The sequence below is a fragment of the Asaia platycodi JCM 25414 genome, assembly GCF_000614545.1.
Classification (GTDB): Bacteria; Pseudomonadota; Alphaproteobacteria; order Acetobacterales; family Acetobacteraceae; genus Asaia; species Asaia platycodi.
Genome location: NZ_BAKW01000021.1, coordinates 1 through 21,153, shown reverse-complemented (window position 1 = coordinate 21,153; position 21,153 = coordinate 1). Strand labels below are relative to the sequence as shown.

Annotated in this window: 26 protein-coding genes and 2 pseudogenes; 15 read left to right on the top strand and 13 right to left on the bottom strand. The window is 59.2% G+C overall.

The genetic code is table 11. From position 1 onward, the window contains the following. Positions 1 to 67: 67 nt before the first annotated feature. Both JCM25414_RS13795 and JCM25414_RS13785 read right to left on the bottom strand, forming a co-directional pair. A complete protein-coding gene (locus tag JCM25414_RS13795) occupies positions 68 to 535 on the bottom strand; it encodes a hypothetical protein (protein WP_148301102.1) in 468 nt (155 codons plus the stop codon). A gap of 211 nt (positions 536 to 746) precedes the next feature. Then, a complete protein-coding gene (locus JCM25414_RS13785; RefSeq protein WP_051535902.1) occupies positions 747 to 1,127 on the bottom strand; it encodes a hypothetical protein in 381 nt (126 codons plus the stop codon). A gap of 71 nt (positions 1,128 to 1,198) precedes the next feature. On the opposite strand from JCM25414_RS13785, the gene JCM25414_RS21960 reads away from it, so the two are divergent. After that, positions 1,199 to 1,639 carry a hypothetical protein gene (locus tag JCM25414_RS21960; RefSeq protein WP_051535901.1) on the top strand — a complete coding sequence of 147 codons (441 nt, stop codon included), beginning with the start codon at positions 1,199 to 1,201 and terminating at the stop codon, positions 1,637 to 1,639. An 8-nt stretch (positions 1,640 to 1,647) separates the two neighbouring features. Here the strand turns inward: JCM25414_RS21960 and JCM25414_RS13775 are convergent, their stop codons facing one another. From JCM25414_RS13775 to JCM25414_RS21950, 4 genes are read right to left on the bottom strand one after another with little or no spacing between them, the layout of a single operon-like run. Beyond that, the gene (locus JCM25414_RS13775) at positions 1,648 to 2,376 is read right to left on the bottom strand and encodes an ATP-binding protein (protein WP_025842011.1); all 729 of its coding nucleotides are present in this window, start codon (positions 2,374 to 2,376) and stop codon (positions 1,648 to 1,650) included. Beyond that, entirely contained in the window at positions 2,373 to 3,041 is a 669-nt protein-coding gene (locus JCM25414_RS21955) for a hypothetical protein (protein ID WP_051535900.1), read from the bottom strand. The genes JCM25414_RS13775 and JCM25414_RS21955 overlap by 4 nt, the downstream gene beginning before the upstream one ends. Further along, positions 3,038 to 3,217 (bottom strand): metallophosphoesterase family protein, encoded by a 180-nt coding sequence (locus JCM25414_RS23105; RefSeq protein ID WP_148301101.1) that lies wholly within the window; start codon positions 3,215 to 3,217, stop codon positions 3,038 to 3,040. Before JCM25414_RS23105 ends, JCM25414_RS21955 begins: the two co-directional genes overlap by 4 nt. Continuing rightward, positions 3,202 to 3,639, bottom strand: coding sequence for a metallophosphoesterase family protein (locus tag JCM25414_RS21950; protein ID WP_051535899.1), 438 nt, complete (start codon positions 3,637 to 3,639; stop codon positions 3,202 to 3,204). Before JCM25414_RS21950 ends, JCM25414_RS23105 begins: the two co-directional genes overlap by 16 nt. Before the next feature lie 95 nt (positions 3,640 to 3,734). Here JCM25414_RS21950 and JCM25414_RS13765 point away from each other — a divergent pair, with 95 nt between their 5' ends. Further along, positions 3,735 to 5,426 (top strand): Na+/H+ antiporter, encoded by a 1,692-nt coding sequence (locus JCM25414_RS13765; protein ID WP_025842010.1) that lies wholly within the window; start codon positions 3,735 to 3,737, stop codon positions 5,424 to 5,426. A gap of 27 nt (positions 5,427 to 5,453) precedes the next feature. Here JCM25414_RS13765 and JCM25414_RS13760 read toward each other — a convergent pair whose 3' ends face one another. From JCM25414_RS13760 to JCM25414_RS13750, 3 genes are all read right to left on the bottom strand, one after another. Next, on the bottom strand, positions 5,454 to 6,353 hold the full coding sequence (locus JCM25414_RS13760) for a sugar phosphate isomerase/epimerase family protein (RefSeq protein ID WP_025842009.1): 900 nt from the start codon (positions 6,351 to 6,353) through the stop codon (positions 5,454 to 5,456). Between the two features lie 201 nt (positions 6,354 to 6,554). Next, positions 6,555 to 7,730 carry a mechanosensitive ion channel family protein gene (locus tag JCM25414_RS13755; RefSeq protein WP_148301100.1) on the bottom strand — a complete coding sequence of 392 codons (1,176 nt, stop codon included), beginning with the start codon at positions 7,728 to 7,730 and terminating at the stop codon, positions 6,555 to 6,557. 159 nt (positions 7,731 to 7,889) lie between these two features. Then, the gene (locus JCM25414_RS13750; protein ID WP_025842007.1) at positions 7,890 to 8,852 is read right to left on the bottom strand and encodes a bile acid:sodium symporter family protein; all 963 of its coding nucleotides are present in this window, start codon (positions 8,850 to 8,852) and stop codon (positions 7,890 to 7,892) included. 55 nt (positions 8,853 to 8,907) lie between these two features. Between JCM25414_RS13750 and JCM25414_RS20555 the strand changes: the two genes are divergently transcribed. Together JCM25414_RS20555 and JCM25414_RS13740 are read left to right on the top strand one after the other, a co-directional pair. Continuing rightward, a complete protein-coding gene (locus tag JCM25414_RS20555) occupies positions 8,908 to 9,522 on the top strand; it encodes an NUDIX domain-containing protein (RefSeq protein ID WP_242403596.1) in 615 nt (204 codons plus the stop codon). 435 nt (positions 9,523 to 9,957) lie between these two features. After that, positions 9,958 to 10,476 (top strand): DeoR family transcriptional regulator, encoded by a 519-nt coding sequence (locus JCM25414_RS13740; RefSeq protein ID WP_025842006.1) that lies wholly within the window; start codon positions 9,958 to 9,960, stop codon positions 10,474 to 10,476. Between the two features lie 32 nt (positions 10,477 to 10,508). On the opposite strand, the gene JCM25414_RS23445 is transcribed toward JCM25414_RS13740, so the two are convergent. After that, on the bottom strand, positions 10,509 to 10,649 hold the full coding sequence (locus JCM25414_RS23445) for a hypothetical protein (RefSeq protein WP_159101779.1): 141 nt from the start codon (positions 10,647 to 10,649) through the stop codon (positions 10,509 to 10,511). 133 nt (positions 10,650 to 10,782) lie between these two features. Here JCM25414_RS23445 and JCM25414_RS13730 point away from each other — a divergent pair, with 133 nt between their 5' ends. The 4 genes and pseudogenes from JCM25414_RS13730 (at position 10,783) to JCM25414_RS13715 (ending at position 14,747) form a co-directional block, all read left to right on the top strand. After that, the gene (locus JCM25414_RS13730) at positions 10,783 to 11,778 is read left to right on the top strand and encodes a tagatose kinase (RefSeq protein ID WP_242403595.1); all 996 of its coding nucleotides are present in this window, start codon (positions 10,783 to 10,785) and stop codon (positions 11,776 to 11,778) included. Continuing rightward, positions 11,775 to 13,023, top strand: a pseudogene (locus JCM25414_RS26790) (class II D-tagatose-bisphosphate aldolase non-catalytic subunit). The gene JCM25414_RS13730 and the pseudogene JCM25414_RS26790 overlap by 4 nt, the downstream one beginning before the upstream one ends. 25 nt (positions 13,024 to 13,048) lie before the next feature. Continuing rightward, complete coding sequence (locus JCM25414_RS13720) at positions 13,049 to 13,831, top strand: L-iditol 2-dehydrogenase (RefSeq protein ID WP_035443530.1); 783 nt, start codon at positions 13,049 to 13,051, stop codon at positions 13,829 to 13,831. A 118-nt stretch (positions 13,832 to 13,949) separates the two neighbouring features. Next, the gene (locus tag JCM25414_RS13715) at positions 13,950 to 14,747 is read left to right on the top strand and encodes an N-acetylmuramoyl-L-alanine amidase-like domain-containing protein (protein WP_025842003.1); all 798 of its coding nucleotides are present in this window, start codon (positions 13,950 to 13,952) and stop codon (positions 14,745 to 14,747) included. Between the two features lies 1 nt (position 14,748). Here JCM25414_RS13715 and JCM25414_RS25365 read toward each other — a convergent pair whose 3' ends face one another. Together JCM25414_RS25365 and JCM25414_RS25360 are read right to left on the bottom strand one after the other, a co-directional pair. Next, a complete protein-coding gene (locus JCM25414_RS25365) occupies positions 14,749 to 15,138 on the bottom strand; it encodes a GNAT family N-acetyltransferase (protein WP_277911342.1) in 390 nt (129 codons plus the stop codon). A gap of 177 nt (positions 15,139 to 15,315) precedes the next feature. After that, complete coding sequence (locus JCM25414_RS25360; RefSeq protein ID WP_242403590.1) at positions 15,316 to 15,702, bottom strand: MarR family winged helix-turn-helix transcriptional regulator; 387 nt, start codon at positions 15,700 to 15,702, stop codon at positions 15,316 to 15,318. A gap of 235 nt (positions 15,703 to 15,937) precedes the next feature. On the opposite strand from JCM25414_RS25360, the gene JCM25414_RS25355 reads away from it, so the two are divergent. The 7 genes and pseudogenes from JCM25414_RS25355 (at position 15,938) to JCM25414_RS20535 (ending at position 20,380) form a co-directional block, all read left to right on the top strand. Further along, entirely contained in the window at positions 15,938 to 16,318 is a 381-nt protein-coding gene (locus JCM25414_RS25355) for a TonB-dependent receptor plug domain-containing protein (RefSeq protein WP_242403589.1), read from the top strand. Positions 16,319 to 16,329: 11 nt separating this feature from the next. Then, entirely contained in the window at positions 16,330 to 16,824 is a 495-nt protein-coding gene (locus JCM25414_RS25350) for a TonB-dependent receptor plug domain-containing protein (protein WP_025842001.1), read from the top strand. Further along, positions 16,760 to 18,233 (top strand): annotated as a pseudogene (locus JCM25414_RS26785) (TonB-dependent siderophore receptor). The gene JCM25414_RS25350 and the pseudogene JCM25414_RS26785 overlap by 65 nt, the downstream one beginning before the upstream one ends. Beyond that, the gene (locus tag JCM25414_RS13685; RefSeq protein WP_025841998.1) at positions 18,230 to 18,514 is read left to right on the top strand and encodes a hypothetical protein; all 285 of its coding nucleotides are present in this window, start codon (positions 18,230 to 18,232) and stop codon (positions 18,512 to 18,514) included. The pseudogene JCM25414_RS26785 and the gene JCM25414_RS13685 overlap by 4 nt, the downstream one beginning before the upstream one ends. After that, positions 18,511 to 18,819 (top strand): hypothetical protein, encoded by a 309-nt coding sequence (locus tag JCM25414_RS23440; protein WP_025841997.1) that lies wholly within the window; start codon positions 18,511 to 18,513, stop codon positions 18,817 to 18,819. The genes JCM25414_RS13685 and JCM25414_RS23440 overlap by 4 nt, the downstream gene beginning before the upstream one ends. Next, positions 18,816 to 18,953 (top strand): PepSY domain-containing protein, encoded by a 138-nt coding sequence (locus JCM25414_RS26145; protein WP_159101778.1) that lies wholly within the window; start codon positions 18,816 to 18,818, stop codon positions 18,951 to 18,953. Before JCM25414_RS23440 ends, JCM25414_RS26145 begins: the two co-directional genes overlap by 4 nt. Further along, complete coding sequence (locus JCM25414_RS20535) at positions 18,947 to 20,380, top strand: PepSY-associated TM helix domain-containing protein (RefSeq protein ID WP_051535898.1); 1,434 nt, start codon at positions 18,947 to 18,949, stop codon at positions 20,378 to 20,380. Before JCM25414_RS26145 ends, JCM25414_RS20535 begins: the two co-directional genes overlap by 7 nt. Positions 20,381 to 20,424: 44 nt before the next feature. Here JCM25414_RS20535 and JCM25414_RS13670 read toward each other — a convergent pair whose 3' ends face one another. After that, positions 20,425 to 21,078 carry a recombinase family protein gene (locus JCM25414_RS13670; protein WP_051535908.1) on the bottom strand — a complete coding sequence of 218 codons (654 nt, stop codon included), beginning with the start codon at positions 21,076 to 21,078 and terminating at the stop codon, positions 20,425 to 20,427. Between the last annotated feature and the right edge of the window lie 75 nt (positions 21,079 to 21,153).

Here is a 21,153-nt window from a genome sequence, read left to right as displayed (position 1 = left end):
CGACCGAGACTCACCATGAAATGGCGGAAAGCCTCTTCGAGGGCGGCGCTGTCGGCTTTTCGTGCTGTCAGGCTGTACGCCGGATCAGCAGCGTGCTGGCCTTTCTGCGCGCGTCTTCGAGGCTTTCGACTTTCTCCGACGACCATGGTGCTATGCCGGGGAGTGTCTCGGTCCAGCGCGCAAGCAGCGCCTGTCGCTCGGCAACAAGCGCCTCACCCCTGCGCTGCTCTGACAGAGCCTCGCGCCGGGCCAGATCGCACTCCGTTTCGCGCTCGGCGAGGCGTTGAGCCTCCTTCTCGCGGTCACGCAGCTGCATTCTGGCGTCGATCATGATGTCGGCGAGTGTGCCGGTTTGCGCGAGAGCCGGCAGAAGCTGGCGCAATGTCGCAAGCATGAAATCGCGCCGGGCGCGGGCCGTATCATGATCGGATTGCGCGGCCTGATGACGCGCCTGCGCGTCGAGTGCCTTTTGCCTGAGATCCAGCCAGCCGGTCAGACGGTCTGGCGGCAAGACGGGCAGGCCCCGTTTCTCCACTTCACTCTGCCAGGCGCGACCGGCTTCCTCCTCAGCCTGAATCAGGGCGTCGCGCCGCGATTCTGCCTGGGTCCGCTCCAGAATGCAGCGTTCGAGTGCCTGTTCGATCTGGGTCAGCTTTGCCGATTCCTCCGCGTCTTCGAAGCGGCGATCGGCGAGTTGATCGGTCAGGAGCCGTGACGCCAGATAATCCCCTCGCTTTCCCGCATCGTTAGGACATCATCAGTGTGTCGAAAAGGGTGTCGCGCCGGGTGCGCTCCTGGCTGAGCGCGGTATGTGAGACGATATCGCGCTGTTCGAGCTGGGCCTTGTCGAGCAGAAGGCGTTCCCGGGTGTCACTGACGGCCTGCAGGGCGTCTTTGACTGTGGCAATGGCTTTCTGCCTTTCGCGCCACTCCTCGCGCTGATTATCCAGAAAGACGGGTTCGGGGAGGGCCATCCTCTCCAGAGCTTCCGGGGCACCATCCCATGGCAGCAGATCGCGCAGGAACTGGGTCAGCCGTGCACCAGTCTCGCGACAAGCGCGTTCGAGCGCGGTCACGGCGCTGTCGATGTCTCCCAGAGACTCGGCCTGTTGCAGGGCAATCTGCAAGGGGCGCAGATCGGAGGCCGTGACTGCGCGCGTGTTGCTTTGGCGCGGGCCAGTCTCTCTTGCGCGGCGTCATGATTTCGGCGCCACTCGGCTTCACGCAGGATCAGGGCGTCATGCGCTTTCGCCAGTGGGCGCAATTTTGCGAGGAGCGCCTCTTCCGGCAGGTGGCAGAGAATTTCCTCCGCAGTGCCGGTGTACCCCTCTGCCAGCAATGCGGCTTCAAGCCGCGACAGGCTGGCTTCTTCCTCGCGGTCGGTACGGTTGGGGCCGAGCGTCTCGAAACGGCCCCTGAAGTCACGTACTTCTTTTTCCCGCGACAGCAGAACGAGATCGGGCTGGCAGCCTGCGCGGGTTTCGACCAGTCCATCATAGGCATGTTGAAGATCGGCCCGTCTTTGCAGCGCTTCGGTCCAGCTCCGCAGCAGCCCCTCGCAAGTTTCATGCTCCTGCGGGGTGAAGAGTGGGGCGGGGTTGGCATTCAGTGTGTCGCTGAGCGCATCCAGTCGGGTTAGCGTCGATCTCAGACGCCTGAGGCGTTCCAGCCTGCTGCGTTCCTGACGCAGGGTCGTGATACGCTGCTCAAGGCCGAGGCGATCGGCATCAAGGCGCTGGCTTCGTTGTTCAGCGCTGTCCAGCGCGTGCGCGCGCCCTCGGCGGCACTCAGCTGGCCACGCGCCGCATCGAATTCTTTTTTCAGCTCGCCAAGTCGAGTGCCGCGTCCGCCTTTCTTCCACAGTGCGTTGGCCTGTGCGTCGAGCGCATCGAGGACGTTCTGCACGTTTTCGAGCCCGAAACCTGCGGCCAGAAGCTGCTGGCCGAGATCGCCCTCAAAGCGTGCCATGGCGTCGCCACCGGCGCGCAGACGCTGATGGTCGAGGCTCCACATGCGCTCGAAAGCGGCACGATCGACGCCGCCGAGCCAGCGGAGCAGCGTGTTTTCATCAAGTGGCGTGGTGTCGTCAGGGGCAAGCAGCGTTTGTGTGCGGCCCCGCTTACGCACGACATCGAGCCGCGTATCGCTCTGTTCAAGGCTGGCGCCGACGCGAAGCTGAGCCGCGTCGAAGCGCCAATCCTGCGCCTTGAGATTGGGAAAGCCGAAAAAAAGATCGCCTATGGCGGCAAGCGTGGTCGATTTGCCAGCCTCATTGGCGCCGTGAAGCACCTGAAGATCGGCGGGCTGCGCGACGAAATCGTAATGACGGTCAGCGAAGCCGCCATAGCGTATGAGATCGAGAGAGGCGATCCTCATAGAGCGTCTCCCTTGCCTGAAAGCCTGTCGCATAGGGTTTCGTTCAGCTCGGGCAGGATAGAGGCCCAGTCGCGCCGGTTGATGCGGTCGAGAAGGGAATCAGGGGCAATGTCGCCGAGATTGAGTGTCTTGAGGCAGGAGTCGAGTTCTTCGCCGAGGGATTTCAGCAGGGTTTCGTCGCTAGCGGCGTCATGCACGAGACCCGAAAGGGCAAAGCTCTCTTCCTCATCCGGCATCGCGCGATTCTGTGCCGCGGGGGGGCTGGTGTCGAGAACGAGTTTTTCGAGTTCGATCTCGCCACCGCTCATGGCGGCCAGATGCTGCACGATTTCGCGCAAGGCGGGGCCTTGGCGTCTGAGTGCGTCGTGAAGCGGGGTCGCGCCCGTTACTGTCAGCCTCATAACGCAGAGATGCCCGTCATGGTGGCGGGAAATATCGCGCAGAAGCGCGCCCAGTCGATCTTCGAAGGCAGGCATGCTCTCCAGCCCGGTGCAGTCGAACGGCGCCACATGCCAGCGCACCACATCGCAGGCGATGGGCGTGATGGAGCCGATGCGATGATCGGTCACGGAGACGAGCACGACGCCTTTCTCTCCGGTTTCGCGGATATGACGGCCCTGAAGCACACCGGGAAAGACGATCGGCGTTCCATCGGTCAGGATCATGCGCTCATGTACATGGCCCAGCGCCCAGTAATCGTAATCCTTGGCCTCAACGTCTCGGGAGTGCAGGGCGCGTAGGTTTCGTGTTGCCCGTGGCCCGAAAGCGAGGTGTGCAGAACGCCGATATTGAAATAGCCGGGCACGGGCGCCGGATAGGCCGGGGTCATGTCATGGGGCATGTGCCTGTTGGCAAAGCTCTGCCCATGCAGGGCCACGCCAGATCGTCGATGAGAAAGCTGCCCGGTTTAGGGGACGGAAAACGGTCGATACCGGCCTGCAGGGGCAGGTCGCGTGTCAGGACCGAGGCGGCGTCGTGATTGCCCTGGAGCAGAAAAACCCTGATGCCATGGGCGATGAGGCGCCCAAGAGCGATAGCCATGTAGCGCCCGGTGCTGATCGTCTTCCAGTCGCCGTCATAGAGGTCGCCTGCAATCACCACGAAGGCGACGTCATGATCGATGGCGGCATCGACCATATTGTCGAGCGCACGGCGCGATGCCGATCGGATGCGGTCGATGGACAAATCGTCATGCCGCTCCAGCCCCTTGAGTGGGCTATCAAGATGGAGATCGGCCGCGTGCAGAAAGCGAAAGGAGCTCATTTCTTTCTTCTAGCGCATTTTGGAGCAGTGTGCGCCGAGCAGGAAATGGAGGGTGTCTTTACTGTCATGTCGTGCCATGCGCTGGCCCCGCTGCCATGATCCCTGCAGATCACATTCTCTTTCTTCTCGTTCTGGCCGCAGCAAGCAGCCTGTTGACCCGCTTGCTGAAAAACCGGATTCCCCTGCCGCTGCTGCAGATCGTGCTGGGTATCTGCGTTGCGCTGCTCGGGGTCAGGATCGGGCTGCGTCCTGATCTGTTCATGCTGGTCTTTCTGCCGCCGCTGCTTTTTGCCGATGCCTTTCGTATGCCGCTGCGCGAATTCCACGAACTGCGAGGCACGATTTTCTTTCTGGCTTTCGGGCTAGTCGTGTTCAGTACCATTTTTTGCGGATATGCCATTCACTGGCTGATTCCCACACTCGATCTGCCCTGCTGCTTCGCGCTCGCTGCCGCGCTTTCGCCGACAGATACGGTTGCGGTGTCCAGCCTCATGGCCGGCCGGCACGTGCCCGAGCGAATGATCCATGTGCTCTCGGGCGAGGCGCTTTTCAACGACGCGTCGGGGCTGGTGTGCTTTCGCTTTGCCACAGCGGCAGCACTGACGGGTGAGTTCTCGTATCGACAGGCGTTCGACGCGTTTCTGCTGGTCGCTTTCGGCGGCATGGCGATCGGGGCGCTCATTGCCTATGTCTCGGCGCGTCTCAACCGCGTCCTGCTGCGTCGCGGTTTCGATGATCCGCCCTTGCAGATCACGCTCATGATCCTGCTGCCTTTCGTGACCTATATCGTGGCCGAGGCGGTGCATTGCTCGGGTATTCTGGCCTCTGTCGCAGCCTGCATGGTCATCAAGATGATGGGTATGATCGAGGAGACGAATACGGCCACGCGCCTTCAGGCCACGACGGTCTGGGGCATGGTCAATTATATCTTCAACGCCCTGATTTTTCTTCTGCTGGGGTTGCAGCTTCCTGCGCTGGTGCAGGGCGGTGTGGCCATGGCGCATGAGCGTCAGGTCTCTCTGCTGCAACTCGTCGCGCTGGTCGGTGCCGTCTATCTCATCATGACCATGCTGCGGTTTGTCGGGATCTGGCTGTCGATCCTGCGCCGATGGTGTGTTGCGCGCTGGACGCACAAGCCTTTTGCCTGGCCCGGATTTCTGGGTTCGCTACTGCTGACTTTCGCCGGTGTGCGAGGGGCTGTCACGCTTGCTGCTGTTTTGTCCCTGCCAGCCGTAGGAAGCGAATTGGGGGCATTTCCCTCGCGTGATCTGCTGATCACGGTTGCCGCCGGTGTGATCGTGATCTCGCTTGTCGGCGCCGGCGTGCTGATGCCGCTCTGCATCCGCTTCCTGCCCGATCCCGGTATGGATCGTCATGCCGCCGAAGAGGTCATCGCGCGTCAGCGGCTGTTGCGCACCGCAATTTCCCTGCTGCACGATGAACGCTTCAGGGCGCCTGAAACGCCAGTGCCGGCTGAAGCCAGTACGCAGGATAAGGCACTGAAAGATGACGTGATCGATCGTCTGGAACAGAGTTATGAAAGTCGCCTGAGCCAGATCGATGAAACGCATCATTCCACGCTGATGAACCGCCAGCTTGCACTGCGCCGTGAGAGGCTCGAACTGGCCACGCGGTTGCTCGTGCTGCGGGCGCAGCGCCAGACCTTGCATGATCTGTTCGTCGAGCGTGGCATCAACGACCAGACCGAATGGGAATTGCAGAAGGAGCTGGACTTTGAGGAGCAATTGCTCCGCTCTCGTGTCCAGCGCCTGCCGAAAGATATCTGAGCCTCGGTCGAACGAAGCTCTCCCGGGTCAGATCATGCGTCGCTTGCCCAGCTCTCGACGCATCGTCTCGAGCATGAAACGCGACGATTCCTCGGCGCGCTCTTCCCAGGCGAAGACGCAGGAGGAGAGAACGCCATCGAAGCGGATCTCGGCCAGCGTATCGAAAAACGCCGTCCAGTCGATCTCGCCCTGACCGATATCGAGATGCTGATGCACCCTCACGCGTGAGCCTGGCGGGTTGACGATGTAGCGCAGTTCGGAGGATTTGCGGTGATCGAATGTGTCGGCCACGCGGATATGTGCGAGAATATCCGCAGCTTCGCGCAGCATTGTGGCCATGTCTTCGCCGTAGAAGAAGGTATGCGGCACGATATAGGACATCTTCACCGCATCGGAGCCGATATTGCGGATGATGTCGATGGCCGGATGAAAGGTCTCGACCCAGTCTTCGGGATGCGGCTCCAGAGAGAGGGTGATGCCTGCGCGTTCGAGCACGGGCACCAGATCGTCCATTGAGCGCCAAAAAGCTGCCTCGCAGGTTTCGGGCGTTGCGACACCGGGCGGCAGGCCCGCTGACCGTTCGGGTGAGGTGCCGCGCCCGAATTCGGACACCATCAGGGGGCATTCCATCTCGGACGCGATTTCGATGGCGCGTTTCCAATAGCGGATGGCGATTTGCCGCTCTTCCTCGATCGGGCTCGACCAGCGATACATGGGCTGGAGGGTGGAAAGCTCGGTGCCATTATCGCGCAGGGCGATCTTGAAATCGCGGATACGTTGTGACGTGGCGCGCGGCATGACCCACCAGTCCAGAAAATCGGCACGCGGTGAGAGTTCGATGCCATCGAAACCATAGCCAGAGACCGTTCTGGCGATCTCCGGCAAGGAGAGGTGGCGTTGCATATAGGGGTCCAGAACCAGTTTCACCGGGCAATTCCCTTCGACAGAGGCGAGTCCGGCCCGACAGGTGTTCTGTCCGGTCCGGTCGCCTTTTCGTCTAGAGCCTCAGCCTCGTGCTGTTGCGTGTGAAATTGATTAAAAACCATCAGAAACGGCTTTGCCCTGCCGTTTCAGCGTGAGAAGCCTGACCGTCTGGCGCCGCATTGCGCCGTCATGGCCATGCCGGGCCTAGCGATTGGGACGGATATTCGGCCCGTTATACTGGCCGCCACTCATCGGGCGATTGACGGGGGGTGAAACGAGAGAGTCAGGCCAGGCGGGTTCATCGGCGGCGCCGGGTACGATAGCGGTGCGTCCACGCGGCAGGGATTGCGGCAGTTCTTCACGCAGGCGTTTGAGCATACGCTCGCGCAGATCGCAGCAGAGATTCCACATGCCATTGGCGTCGCTGGCGCCAGCGATCAGACGAATGGAAATCACCTGGGCATTGCTGTCTGCCACCTGACAGCCGACCGACCCCATGTCGTGATCCCAGTTTTCGCAGGCCTGGAGTTCTTCGTGGAAAAGACGACGGACCTCATCCATGGGCGTCTGGTAATCGAGCCAGAGAAACACCGAGCCGATGAGCGAGGGCGAGCTATGCGTCCAGTTCTGGAAGGGGTTTTCCAGGAAATAAGCGATCGGCACGATATAGCGCCGGCGATCCCAGGTGCGCAGCACGACATAGGTGGCGTTGATTTCTTCCACATAGGCCCAGTCACCATTCAGAATCAGCATGTCTTCCATGCGTATCGGCTGGGTGATGGCGATCTGGATGCCGGCAATCAGGTTCGACAAGGCCGGCCGCGCTGAAAGACCGACCACAAGAGAGGCAGCGCCTGCGGACGCAAAGAGCGAGACGCCATACTGCCTTACGGACTCGAATACCATCAGCGCCGCACCGACGGTGATGACACCGCAGGTGATCTCGATCAGACGGCGCAGGATACGGATCTGGGTCTGGTGCGAACGGACAGTGATGTCATCGACTTCAGCACGATTGGCGATGCGGTCGAGATATTTATCCGTGCCGAACCGGAACGCCTTGATCAGGCCAAAGCCGATCGTGATGATGGAAGCGAAGACAAAGAAATGCGCCAGAAACTGGGTGGTCTGGGGCGTAAAACCCGTCGTGGCGGGAAGTGCGGCGCTCGCCGCCACGATCATGAGCAGCAGGCGCACATGGTTCTGCAGCCGGGCGATCGTCTCATGGATGAAGGCGATGCGTCGCAGCCCCGGCAGGCGGGGAAGCGCCTCCGTGATCAGGCGGCTGAAAAGCAGCGCGAACAGGGCGGCGGCACAGAGGAGCAGGGTGGAGGCGAGTGAAGGCGGCAGCCAGTCGAACCATGCGAGAAGTCTCGACATGGAGTGTACATAGTCTTGCTTGATCACTGGCTCTCCTGACGCTTGGCGGGTGGGGTGCCAGAATATCACTTTTGCGTGATATCTCAAGGCGCCCCGGTCAGAGGCTTAACAACTCACCTCTCAGGCGTTTCCCATGAAAGAGCGGTAAGGAAAGGTTTTTCAGCTTTCTCCGTCCGTTTGATGGCGTGCGGCGAAGCGTCTTGCGAGCAGCGTGCAGATGAAAAGCTGGATCTGGTGATACATCATGAGTGGCAGCACGATCGTGCCGACTGCAGCAGCTGGGAACAGGATATTGGCCATCGGCACGCCGGTCGCGAGAGATTTTTTCGACCCGCAGAACATGAGCGAGATGCTACTCGCTTCACTGAACCCGGCAAAACGTCCGATCCCGCGAGACAGGAACAGCACGAGCGCCAGAAGCACCGTATCGAAAAGTGCAGTGATCAGCAGGTCGGGCACCGAAACGCGATGCCAGATGCCCTCGACCACCGCATGGCTGAACGCCGTATAAACCACGAGAATAATCGACCCGCGATCGCTGAGCGAAAGCAGCTTCTTGTTGCGCCGCGCCCAGTCACCCAGACGCCTGTGTAGAAGCTGACCCAGACCGAAAGGCAGCAGAAGCTGGGTGGCGATATCGATGATCGCATGGCCGGACCATACATTCCCCCGCTGGACGATGAGCGCGACCAGAATGGGCGTGGCGACGATGCCTGCCAGATTGGAAAGGGTCGCCGCACAGATCGAAGCGGGCACATTGCCACGAGCGATTGAGGTCAGGGCGATGGAGCTTTGCACCGTCGAGGGCAGGCAGCACAGAAACAGCACGCCGCGCCACATATCGGGCTTGAGCAGGCCAGGCATCAATGCATGCAGAACGATGCCCAGAACCGGAAACATCAGGAAGGTGCATGCGAGCACGCTCCCCTGCAAACGCCAGTCGCGCACGCTTTGCAGCACGGCTTTAGGTTCGAGCCGCGCCCCTTGCAGAAAGAACATGATGGCGATGCAAAGCGTCGTCAGATGTGTCAGCAGCGTGGCGCCCAGCCCACTACAAGGCAGAAACGTCGCGAGGACGATGGCAGCGATCAGGCTGAGGAGAAACGGGTCGAGTTTGCGCATAGCGGGCGATTTCCACTGCCTTGATCGGCTTTGGCAAGGGGCTGTTTCGAATGTGATGCCAGACTCGACGCGCGAAGGACAGACGCAGCATGACGGGAGGCGTATCCTTGCCAGGCTCACGCGTCCCTTTCAGGCAGGAGAGATCATGAACGAGGCAGACAAGCTGGCGCGCGCCGGACGCACCACGATAGAAGGGCGGGAGATCCTGTCGAAAAATTGGGGTACGCTGTCGCGCTACAGCGTCGATTATATGCGTAAAGATGGCGCGCATCAGCATCTGAAACGCGAGGTTTACGATCGCGGCGACGGCGCGGCAATCCTGCTTTACAACACGGACCAGAACACGGTCATCCTGACCAGACAAATGCGCTTTCCCGTTTTTCTGCGTGATAACGAGGGCGATTTGATCGAGGTCTGTGCCGGCATGCTTGATGGCGAGGCGCCAGCTGAAGCCATACGCCGAGAGGCAGAGGAGGAAACCGGGATAAACCTTGATCACGTCGAGGAAATTGCGGCCCTCTACACCAGTCCTGGCGCGGTGACCGAACGGCTGCATCTTTTCGTCGGAGCGTATACCGGGGCGATGCGTACCGGACCTGGAGGAGGGCTACTGCACGAAGCGAGGAAATCGCCGTGCTGGAACTACCCTTTCCCGAAGCCATGGCCATGATCGCTGATGGGCGTATTGCGGATGCAAAGACGGTGGTCCTGCTTCAACACGCAGCTCTCAGGGGGCTCTGCAAGCTGTAACCGGACTGACGTTTTGAGAGATTCGGATGCATCCTCTCTGGCCGGGCTGCTCGGGCGAAAGCTGAATTCATACATTCTTTGCCGCTGCCAACCCATGAGGCACAGCGTCGTCCCTGGTAGTGGTCGAGAGTAGAAAACTGATCGCTGATCGGGATTATCCCGCAGAACCTGTCGCCAGAGCCCCTTTGATAAACCGCCGTCCTTGAGCGCCTGTCTGGAGGCTCGGTATTGCCTGTTCGAAGGTCGCGCTGGCAAAGAAACACAAGGGTGTGATGACGCGAGAGCCTACCTGACACGAAGCTAAGAATATCTTACAAAACAAAAACTGAATTTTCGTTTTGAAAGATCGTCCGGTATGTCGATGGGGGTCAATAGTGCGACACTGAAACGACGCCTCGGCATTGTCGATGCTGTGAGGCGGACCCAGTTCGTCCGAACTGAGGCTTTGGCCGACCAGTTCGATGTGTCGATGGTTACCATAAGATCCGATCTGGCCTATCTGCAAAGTCAGAATCTCGTCATCCGGACCAATGGTGGCGCCCGGGCGGCGCATGATTACGCGGTGGATGCTCCTCTCAATGAGAGCCCGACCCTGTTTGAAGCGCGTGCACTGGCGAGAGCGGTAGCTTTCAGGCTGCAACCGGGGCAGTGCGTGTTTCTCGACAACTCACAAGCCGCGTCTTTTGTGCCGGTCCATGCGACAGCCGAGAATTTGCGTTTCGTCGTCAATAGTTTCGAGACCTATCATCTGGCGAGCCGCTGCAGCGATGCTTCAGTTTCACTACTTGGTGGTGAATATGACCGGCTCGGCTATCCGTTGATCAGCCTGCGGCCAATCACGCTCTTTCTTTTTATGACCTCGACCTTGCGATAATTTCGGTCTCGCAGGTCGGCAAGACCGGCTTCTCATGCCTCGACCAGACCGGCAATTGTCTCGATGCCGCCATCTATCGGGCGAAGCAGGTATTTCTGCTGACTGATCGCCTCGACAGGGTCGATGAAGATCCGCATCTGTTCGAGTGGCGCAATACCATGTCGGTGCTTCATGGCGGCAGCCCACCCGATGGGGCGGTGTTGAGTCAGGACTGGAGTGTTTTCGCTGAGAGCGGCTCTTCGTCGGACTGAAAATGCGGCACCCGAATTTTCGAATTTTTTCTCCTTTCCGGATGGATATCTGACCATGGCATCCAGTTTTCTGATGGATCTTGATCCCGAAGCGCCACGTTGCATCGTCACGATCGGCGAAATCGTGGTTGAGATCATGGCCGAAACACAGGGCATTGGCTTTCTTGAGCCTATGGCCTTGAAAGGCCCTTATCCCTCGGGGGCACCCGCTATCTTTATCGATCAGGCGGCAAAGCTTGGGGTCGATTGCGGTGTCATCTCGGCTGTCGGTCATGACGATTTCGGCACGCTGAATGTCGAGCGTCTCAAACATGACGGTGTCGATATTTCAGCTATTCTGAGGGCTGACTCCTATGCCACCGGTAGTGCTTTCGTGCGCTACCGTCCGGATGGAAGCCGGGATTTTGTCTATAATATCAGGCAATCGGCCTGCTCGCAGATAGGTCTCCATGAGGCGGCACGCGCTTTGCTGAAACGTGCGACGCATTTCCACGTCATGGGGTCGTCGCTTTTCTCTTTCCCGATTATCGATGCGGTGACGACCGCCGTGCATCAGGTCAAGGCGCAAGGCGGTACGATTTCATTCGACCCGAATATTCGCAAGGAAATGCTCGATATTCCGGATATGAAGGCGGCTCTCGAACTGATGCTGCAGGAATGCGATATTTTTCTGCCCAGTGGGCCGGAACTGCTCCTGTTCTGTAATGGCACGACGCAGGAAGAGGCCATTCGAGAGATCCTCGATATGGGAGTTTCCGAAATCGTGCTGAAGCAGGGGAATGAAGGCGCAACCTGTTTCTGTGCCGACAAGACCGTGCATAACGTCGCCTTCACCGCTCAGGAAATCGACCCGACAGGGGCTGGCGACTGCTTTGGCGCCACTTACGTGACCTGTCGCCTGTCGGGCAAGACACGTGAGGACTCCCTGCGTTATGCCTGTGCCTCTGGCGCCCGCGCCGTGTCGGTGTTCGGGCCGATGGAAGGGACATCGAGCTTCGCCGAACTCGATCAGCTGATTGCTGCGCAAAAGGTGAATGGAGCTGCATCATGAGAGCTTCCCCTCTGACTATGCTGCGGACGAGTTACGATAAGGGACAGGGCCAGGCTCTGATTTCCGTCTGCTCGGCCCATCCCGTCGTTATCGAGGCAGCGCTTTTGCACGCGGCGTCGCGCAACCAGCCTGCCCTGATCGAGGCGACCTGTAATCAGGTGAATCAGGAGGGCGGCTATACCGGCATGACCCCCGCCAATTTCAGGGAGTACGTTTTCGGCATCGCCGATCGTGTCGGGTTTGCGCGGGAAGGGATTATTCTGGGTGGCGACCATCTCGGTCCCAATCCCTGGAAAGCCTGCCGCCTGAAGAGGCGCTGCAAAAGGCCGCTGACATGATTGCGGCCTATGCCGGGGCGGGATTCACCAAGCTGCATCTCGATGCCAGTATGGGGTGCAAGGGCGAGGCCGAGCATCTGCCCGATGCAGTCGTCGCCGAGCGCGCGGTGATGCTGGCCAAAAGAGCCGAGTTGGTTGCGCCGGGCCAGCCGGTCTATGTCATTGGTACCGAAATTCCGACGCCGGGCGGTGCCACCGAGGCGCTCGATCATGTTGTGCCGACGACGCCCGATGCGGTGCGGGCGACTTATCGTGTGCATGAGGCAGCGTTTCGTAACGCGCTGCCCGAGGCATGGAGCCGTGTGATCGGTATCGTGGTGCAACCGGGCGTGGAGTTCGGGCACGAGGACGTGGCGGTCTATCAGCCCGAGGCAGCCCGGGCGCTGGTGGCAAGCCTTTCAGATTTACCCGGGCTCGTTTTCGAGGCGCATTCCACAGATTATCAGCCGGGTGCGTCTCTGGCACAGCTCAAGCGCGACGGCTTCTGTATTCTCAAGGTCGGGCCGGAGCTGAGCTTCGCGCTGCGCGAAGCGCTTTACGGGCTCGATGCCATCAACGGGTTTCGGGAGCCGCAGGCACCCTCGCTTGTCGAGACGATGGAGCGGGTGATGCTGGCGGAACCTGCGAACTGGCAGAGCCATTATCATGCGATGCCAGAGGCCAGCGTATCTTGCGTCATTTCAGCTATAGCGATCGCATTCGTTATTACTGGCCAGTGCCTGAGGCAGAAAAAGCCGTGCAGGGATTGATGCGATCACTGGGTGCGCGCGCGCTGCCCGAGACCATGATCAGCCAGTATCTGCCGCGGTTTTTCGATCGTGTGAAAGCCGGCGCTCTTTCCGCCGAGCCCGAGCACTTACTGATCCAGTCGGTCCGGGATGTCCTGGATCGTTACGAGACGCTGTGACAGGCACAGCAACAGGAATAAAGACATGAGCACCAACAAGACGTTGCAGGATCGTGTTGCCCTTATCACCGGTGCCGCTCGCGGCATTGGCCGTGCCCTCGCCGAACGCTACGCGCAGGAAGGCGCGAAAGTCGTGATCGGGGACCTGAACGAGGCTGGCGCTGTCAGCGCGGCCGCCGCGCTGGGCGAAGACCATCTCGGTGTAAAACTGGATGTGACCCGTCAGGAATCGATCGATGCCGCCCTGTCGGCAATTATCGCGCGTTACGGGCGTATCGATATTCTGGTCAATAATGCAGGCCTGTTTGATCTGGCGCCGACAGTCGAAATAACGCGTGAGAGTTATCACCGCGTTTTCGCCGTCAATGTCGAAGGGCTGCTGTTTACGCTTCAGGCGGTCGCCCGTCAGATGATTGCCCAGGGGCAGGGCGGCAAGATTATCAATTTCGCTTCTCAGGCCGGGCGCCGCGGCGAGCCACTGGTCGGTATTTATTGCGCGTCGAAAGCAGCGGTCATTTCGCTGACCCAGAGCACCGGGCTCGACCTCATCAAATACGGCATCAACGTCAATGCGATCGCGCCGGGTGTGGTCGATAATGAGCATTGGGACGATGTGGATCGCCGTTTCGCACACTATGAAAATCTGCCTCTGGGTGAGAAAAAACGCGTCGTCGGGGCCTCGGTGCCTTTCGGGCGCATGGCACGCCCTGAAGAAATTGGCGGACTGGCCGTTTTTCTGGCTTCTGAAGACGCCGATTATATCGTTTCGCAGACCTATAATATCGATGGTGGAAACTGGATGAGCTGAGCTTTGAGGCGCGCGAATTCAGCACATTCTATTTTGCGTTGAAGAGTGTCCCCTCTTTATTCGGGGGGCATTCCCTGCGACTGTGTCGCGTAGCAGAGGCAGATACAGGGAGAAATCCATGCGGCAGCATTTTTACAGAGGTATTTTCGGGCTGTTTACCGCTTGTCTGTCACCTGTTGCGGTGCAAGCTGCGCCGCTCGTCTTTTCTGCGTCGGATCAGGCGCGTGTGGCGCAGATCGAAAGCGGAATTGCTGCGCTCAAAGGGTTTTCAGAGCGGATCGATGCCGTTTCGGCCCAGTTTCTGGGCACGCCCTATATCGCCAACACACTTATCGGCGGTCCTGATACGCCGGAAGAACTCGTGGTGCGGTTCGATGGGGTCGATTGCTATACATTCGTCGATCTGGTGCGGGCGCTCACCCTGTCTGAAAATCAGGCGGGCTTTACCGCCGCGCTTGAAAAGACGCGCTATCACGACGGACGCGTGGCCTATCTGGAGCGACGTCATTTTCTGACCGACTGGGTCGCGCTCACGCCGCAAAATGCACGTGACATCACCTTGACGCTCTCGCCCCAGGTGCAGGTGACACACAAGGACCTCAATCGCCGTGCCGATGGGGGTGTGTATATCAAGGGGCTGGCGGTTCACCCGCGTGACATCGCGCATCTGTCGCCGGAATTTCTGACACCGGAAGTAGCCGCGAAAATCCGTACAGGCGACGTGATCGGTATTTACACGAAGCTGGACGGGCTGGATGTCACCCATACCGGTCTGGCCATCTGGAAAAACGGCGTGCTGTATTTCCGCAATGCCTCGTCGCTCAAGGCCAATATGAAAGTGGTCGACACGCCGCTCGCTGTCTATCTAGCGGGCAAGCCGGGCTTTCTCGTTCTGCGCATGGTCGAAGCTGGCTGAGTCAGGCCGAAACCTGCGTCCTTTCAGGGGGGAGTGCAGTCTGCGGAGAGAGGCAGCATTCCCAGTCTTCTCCCTGCAGCGGCACGCCGAAAAGATCGTGCGGCGCCGTTGCAACGCAGACAAACCCGTTTCGTGCGTAGAGACGGCGTGCCGTTTCGAGCACGGTATGGGTCCAGAGAATGACCCGCTCATAGCCGCGCTCACGTGCGAAGGAGAGGCAGTTCTGCACCAAGGCGTCACCGACGCCGCGCCTGCGGGCAAAAGGCTCGACATGGAGAAGGCGCAGTCGCGCTGTGCCGCCGCCTTCGTCGGTCAGAAAAACGGCGCCAGCCATAATCCCGTCGAGTTCAGCCACCCAGCAGGCCTCGCGATCCGGTTTGAACTGGCGCAGAAACCCCGAGACAGTCTCGGCAATCAGACATTCGAGCTTGTGCCCCCAGCCATGGCTTTCGGCGTAGAGCGCCGATTGCCGTGAGGCGATCAGGCTGGGCTCCCCCGGTCCGGCGGGACGGAGGGTGAAGCGGGCCTCGCTTGAGGGTGCAAGCAGATGGCGCGCGCGCGCGAGGGACTACACGAGGTCGGTCTGCTCTAGCGGGAGCAGTGCGTCGAGATTTCTGGCCACGGCGCTGTTTACCCGCTCTTCGAGCTGATCGAGCAGGGCCCGGCCTTGATCTGTGAGAGAAATGGGGCGTGCGCGTCGGTCTTGTGCCGGGTGGTCGCGCCGGACGAGATCGTTGCGGACAAAACGTGCGATCATGCGGCTGAGATACCCACGATCAATCTGCATGACGTCCTGAAGCGTTGCGGCGCGTACGGGCGCGCGTTGCGCGATTTCGTAGAGCAGGCGCGCCTCGGTCGCAGTGACTTCCGAGCCGAGAAAATGCGCATCGATTGCGCCGACATGCTGCACGTAAAACCGGTTGAAACGCCGAATGGTCTCGATCCTGTCATTCATGCAGCCTGCTCCTTCTGCCGGGGCGCTTTTTTTTTCAGGGTTGTGAAGCGATGAGCCTAGGGATGTGCAAGGCCCCTGTCATCTCACCTTGGCGGGATTCGGCGCGCATCCTGTGGCTTTGCCGTAGCACCTTCACGACGAAAGCTGACTCTCTGGCTATTATGCAATTGACAATAAGTCGCATTTAAAAGAAGCCAGCTCGGGTTTTGAACAGCTTAGTGTGAATTTTAAATCGATGCGCAGGATAATCGGTCTCGTCGCCCTTGCCGCTGCAAGTGCCTCCTCTCTGACTGCCGTTCAGGCAGAAGACAGTCAGCCGGATTCGGTCCTGCGACAAAAACCGGCGCATAAAAAAACGGATCGGCAGAAACAGGCCGAGGCGAAGCGCGACAAGGCGCATAAAGACAAGGCCGATGAGGTGATTGTCGTTTCGGCTACCGGGCTTTCCCAAGCCGGGGCAACGACAAAAACCCGCACGCCGATTATCGATTCGCCCCAGACGATCTCGATCGTTACGCGTGAGGAGATCGAGTTGCGAGCCTCGCCGACGATTGCCGATGCGCTGTCGTATATGGCGGGCGTACAGGCGGAGCCTCTGGTATCGATAACCGTGTAGATGAAATCTCGGTGCGCGGTTTCGGTGCGGGCGGATTTTCTTCCAATAATAATTTCGTTGATGGTCTGCGTCTGCCTTCGGGCGGACAATGGACGCGCACCTCATTTGACCCTTTTGCCTTGCAGCAGATCGAGGTTCTCAAGGGGCCTTCAGGGGCGCTTTATGGCCAGACGGCGCCAGGAGGCATCGTCAATCTGACAACCAAGCGTCCGACCGAAAAATCGCATGGCGAATTTTTCCTGCAAACCATCGGCTACACGCAGCTTGGCAACTGGCAAGGACAGGCTTCTGGCGACGTTTCGGGCAAGCTGAATAAATCCGGAACGGTGAGCGGTCGTATTGTTGCGGTGGCGCGCTATGGTGGCACGCAGGTGAATGACGTCAATAGCGGGCGTTATTATGTCTCGCCCAGCCTGACCTGGCTTATGCGCCGGGGTCGAGCTGGACGCTGCTGGCGCAGTATCAGCGCGACACAGGGGGATCGACTTTCCAGTTTCTACCCATGACCGGCACGCTCGTGCCTCAAAGGGGCGTTATATCGCCAATGATGCGAATATCGGCGAGCCGGACTGGAATAATTTCGACCGTACACAGGCGCTTGCAGGGTCGTTTCTCGAACATCGTTTCAGTCGCATTGTCACGCTGCGGAATAATACGCGCTATACCTATCTCGATAATCTCTATCGCTCGACCGTCTTGTCGGGTGACACGCTCACCAAATGTACCGCAGCCATCAAGGGATGCGTGCCTTACGACACCGTCAATCGCCGTGCGGTTGAGGGGCGCGGGCGGTCGCAGGGTGTGGCGACCGATACGCAGCTCGAGGTCAAGGCAAAGACCGGCATCGTGCATCACACGCTGCTTTTCGGAACCGATTATTTTTATACGAATTGGGAAAGTTCGCGCGATCTGGTGAATTCCGCGCTCGTTCTGCCCATGCTGAATATTTTCGACCCGGTCGCACGCGGCACGACGGGCTATTCAGCCGGGCTTGCGCCGCAGGTTTATGGCGCGACGGAATCGCAGCAGAACGGTGTTTATTTTCAGGATCAGATAAAGATCCAGAATCTCTATATTACCGTAGGCGGCCGTCAGGACTGGGCGCGTGACAACACGCTCAATATTCTGACTCAGAAGCACTACCTGAACAACAATGACAAGTTCACATGGCGTGCCGGCGCGGTTTATCGCACCAAAATCGGCCTGGCTCCGTATTTCAGCTATGCAACGTCGTTTCAGCCGCAGGTTTCTGACCCGTCGACGGCACTCGACAACAAGCCGTTCAAGCCGACAACGGGCGATCAATATGAAGCCGGTCTGCGTTATCAGTACGGCAAGAATATCTACGTCACTTTCGGCGCCTATCAGATCAGGCAGCGCAATGTGACGACGCCCGCTCCGAGCGGCGTTCTGTGTGGCACGACGACCTGCCTGGTGCAGGACGGGGGAGATGCGCGCGCGCGGTCTTGAACTCGAAGGCCGGGCGACCCTGCCATGGGATATGGCGGTCATTTTCACCGGCACGCGCAGCGACGCCAAGATCACGCAATCCAACACCCTCTCCCAGATCGGCAATTACATGAATGCCGCGCCAAAATGGATGGCGTCGTTATTCGTCGATCAGCGCCTGCTTCATGGCCCGCTGCGTGGCGCCGGGTTTGGCGGGGGCGTGCGTTATACCGGTCATTCCTATGGCGATACGGCCAATACGCTCTCAATTCCCGGCTACACGCTTTACGACATGTTCCTGCGCTATGATTTCGGGGTGGCGCGTCCGCATTATGACGGGCTCTCTTTTTCGCTCAATATGCGCAACATCGCCAATAAGCGTTTCGTCGCAACCTGCACCGCTGTGTCGGCCTGCTATTACGGTCAGGGCCGCAGCCTGACCATGCGTCTGGAGTATCGCTGGTGAGCAATGCACCGCTCTTCGTTCTGACGGGTGTGGTGCTGACGCTTGGGGCGGGTGTCCTGTTTTATCTGGCATCGCATCAGCAGCAGATCTTGTCCAGGCGACTGCCGTTCAGGCCCTGTGTGGTGGGGGGCGCATTGCTGAGCGTGCTGAGCTGTCTTGCCTTTTCTGGCGCAACGAGCCCGCTGGTCGGTATTTTCATGGCCGTCATCTCCCTGATGATGGTTTTGAGCCTGTTTCCACTGGTCGCGGCGCTGATCATCCATAAAAGGCGCCTCTTATGAGGAAACGCGTCATCGACAACCGGCATTGGCTTGCAAAGCTTATGGCGGGGCTGCTGCCTGGAGCCGCCTTCTCTCTTGGGGTCATGGTGCTGATCGGGCATGTCTGTGGCAGCACAGGCAACCCGATGACACAGTCGGCGCAATGGTTGATGTGGCTGGCGGCGCTGCTCTGGGTGGTCTGCTTTACTCTCTGTTTTCTTTTCCGCACGGGGCTGGGGGCCTGGCTGGGTTTCGGCTGGCTCGCCTGCCTTGTCTGGCTGGTCAACACGCTTCTCACGAGCTTCGACGTGGCAGGTGGGTCATGAAATTGCGTGCCGATATCGTGACGGTCTATCGCGAACTGCATAGTTGGGTGGGCGTCGTCGCGGGGCTTTTCCTGTTTATCGCGTTTTATGCCGGCGCGATCAGTATGTTCGAGCCTGCGCTGGAATCGTGCTGACGCCGCGTGTCTCCCTTCCCGCAGCCGTGTCGCTCGACCGGACGCCTGCGCTGATGCAGAAAGTGTTCGAGGCGTTTCCCGAAAGCCGAAAAAACTACACGATTGTGGTCGCGCCCGATGCGGATCATCCGGCCCGCATGGTCTGGCCGTTGACGGCGGCGCGGCACGGTCATGGGGCGCAGTCGGTCATGATGGCGGCCCTCGACGAGCAGAACGGTCTTGTGACGGCGCAGCGCAGACCTTCTGATGTGGCGCAGGTGATCGATACGCTGCACCAACAGATGGGACTGCCCCTGCCTCACGAGACCGCGATGATCGTAATGGGCTTTATCGCTCTGGGTTATGCGCTGGCGCTCGTTTCCGGGACGCTGGTTTTTCTACCTGCACTGGCGCGGGCGCTTTTTGCGGTAAGGCTCGAAGGAAGCGTGCGCCGCAAATGGCTCGATCTGCATAATCTTCTGGGTTTCTGCTCGCTGCCGTTCCACATCGTCATGGCGCTGACCTCGGTGGTATTCGCCTTTCACGATGTCATTTTTACAGTACAGGCCGAATTTCTCGCTCATGAGCAGAGCGATGCGCATCAAGGGAGACATGGAGGCCGTGCCATGGCGGGAATGCCCCGTGGTTCTCATCCCCCCGAGGGAGCTGTGCCGCTTTCTCCGGTCGGGATCGTGTCGCATCTTGCCCGCGAAGCACCAGGTTTTACGCCCGATACACTCGATTATTCGACGCGTCCGGGTGGCGTCATGATGCTGCGTGTTGCGGGGCATGATCCGGCGCATTTCATGCGTGGCCCGAGCAGCGGTTTCACGACGATGGACCCGTATACGGGGCGGCTGCTCTGGCGCGATTATCTGCCCGGTGTTCAGTCGGGCAGTTTCGCAGCCCTGACCAGTTTCTTCGCCCTGCATTTTGGCAGCTACGGTGGTGCGCCCATACGCTGGGCTTATCTCGTGCTCGGTTTTGCCGGGGCGTTTCTGTTTTATACTGGCAACCGTCTCTGGATTGCGGTCCGTCGGCGTAAGGAAAAAGCCTCGGGAGTAGAGACCGACACGCGTGGTACGTGGTTTTTGTCCCGGGTTACGGTTGGTTGCTGCTCCGGCTGTATGACCGGCATTGCTGTCGTAATTTCGATCGCATTACTTTTGCCGACCAACCTCCGAGAGGCTCAAGCCTGGTTATTATATCATGGTGTCTTCTGGCTCGTCATTCTCGTCGCGCTCCTTGCCCCCAAGGGAGAAAAGCTTTCTTTATGGGGCGCTATAGCTGCTCACTTGGGGCTTGCCATTATCGTGCTGTGGGAGGGACGACCGCCTCATCTGGCAGGTTATTGTGTAGCCCTCATTGCACTGACACTCTCGCTGGCACTCTATCGTCTGGCAAAGGAGTTCCAAGGGTCGCGCTCTACCGTCGGCGAAGCGCAATGAGCTTGCGTCTCTGACGACTTTCGTTGGTTTCCTTCCTGTCGATTTCAGGCCAGAATCGAGTCCAACTCGTCGGAACCCTCATGTTTAACGGTAAGAAGAGCGGTTGATATCGGCATATGGATCAGTTTTCTGCTTCGATGACTGTCTGCCCCGCTGGCGATACGTGAGATTGTACCGGCAGTAACTCCGTAGCGAAGTGCGATAGATTTGAGGGTCTCTCCAGACCGTCGGCTTTCCCGGATAACATTTCGTTGTTCGGGAGTTATTCGTGCCGGCCGTCCCATTTTGACGCCACGACTCAAAGCGCGAGCTCGACCTTCAGCGGTTCGGTTGCGTATGAGGTCTCGCTCCACATCAGCCAACCCGCCCAGCACAGCGAGCATGAGGCGCCCTGTGCTGGTACTCGTGTCAACCCAAGGCTCTGCAATCGAAAAAAATTGTGCGTTTTTTCTCGTAATATCCTGTACAATAGCGAATAGATCGAAAGTACTTCTTGCTAATCGGTCGATACGTGTCACGACGACCGTATCGCCTTTACCCAAATTACCAATGAGGCGGCGTAGTTGTAGGCGCTCCGAGTCGGCGCCGCTCGCTTTTTCTTTGAAAATACGATCGCATTCAAAATGCCGCAATGTCTGGATTTGCATGTCGAGTGTCTGGCCGATAGTGCTGACCCGTGCATAGCCGATCTTGCGCATCAGGATCCTTTCCCGCCCAACGATAATGGCGGGACCGTAACTGTCTGCGACATGTTGCTCAATTGCTGATTTGCG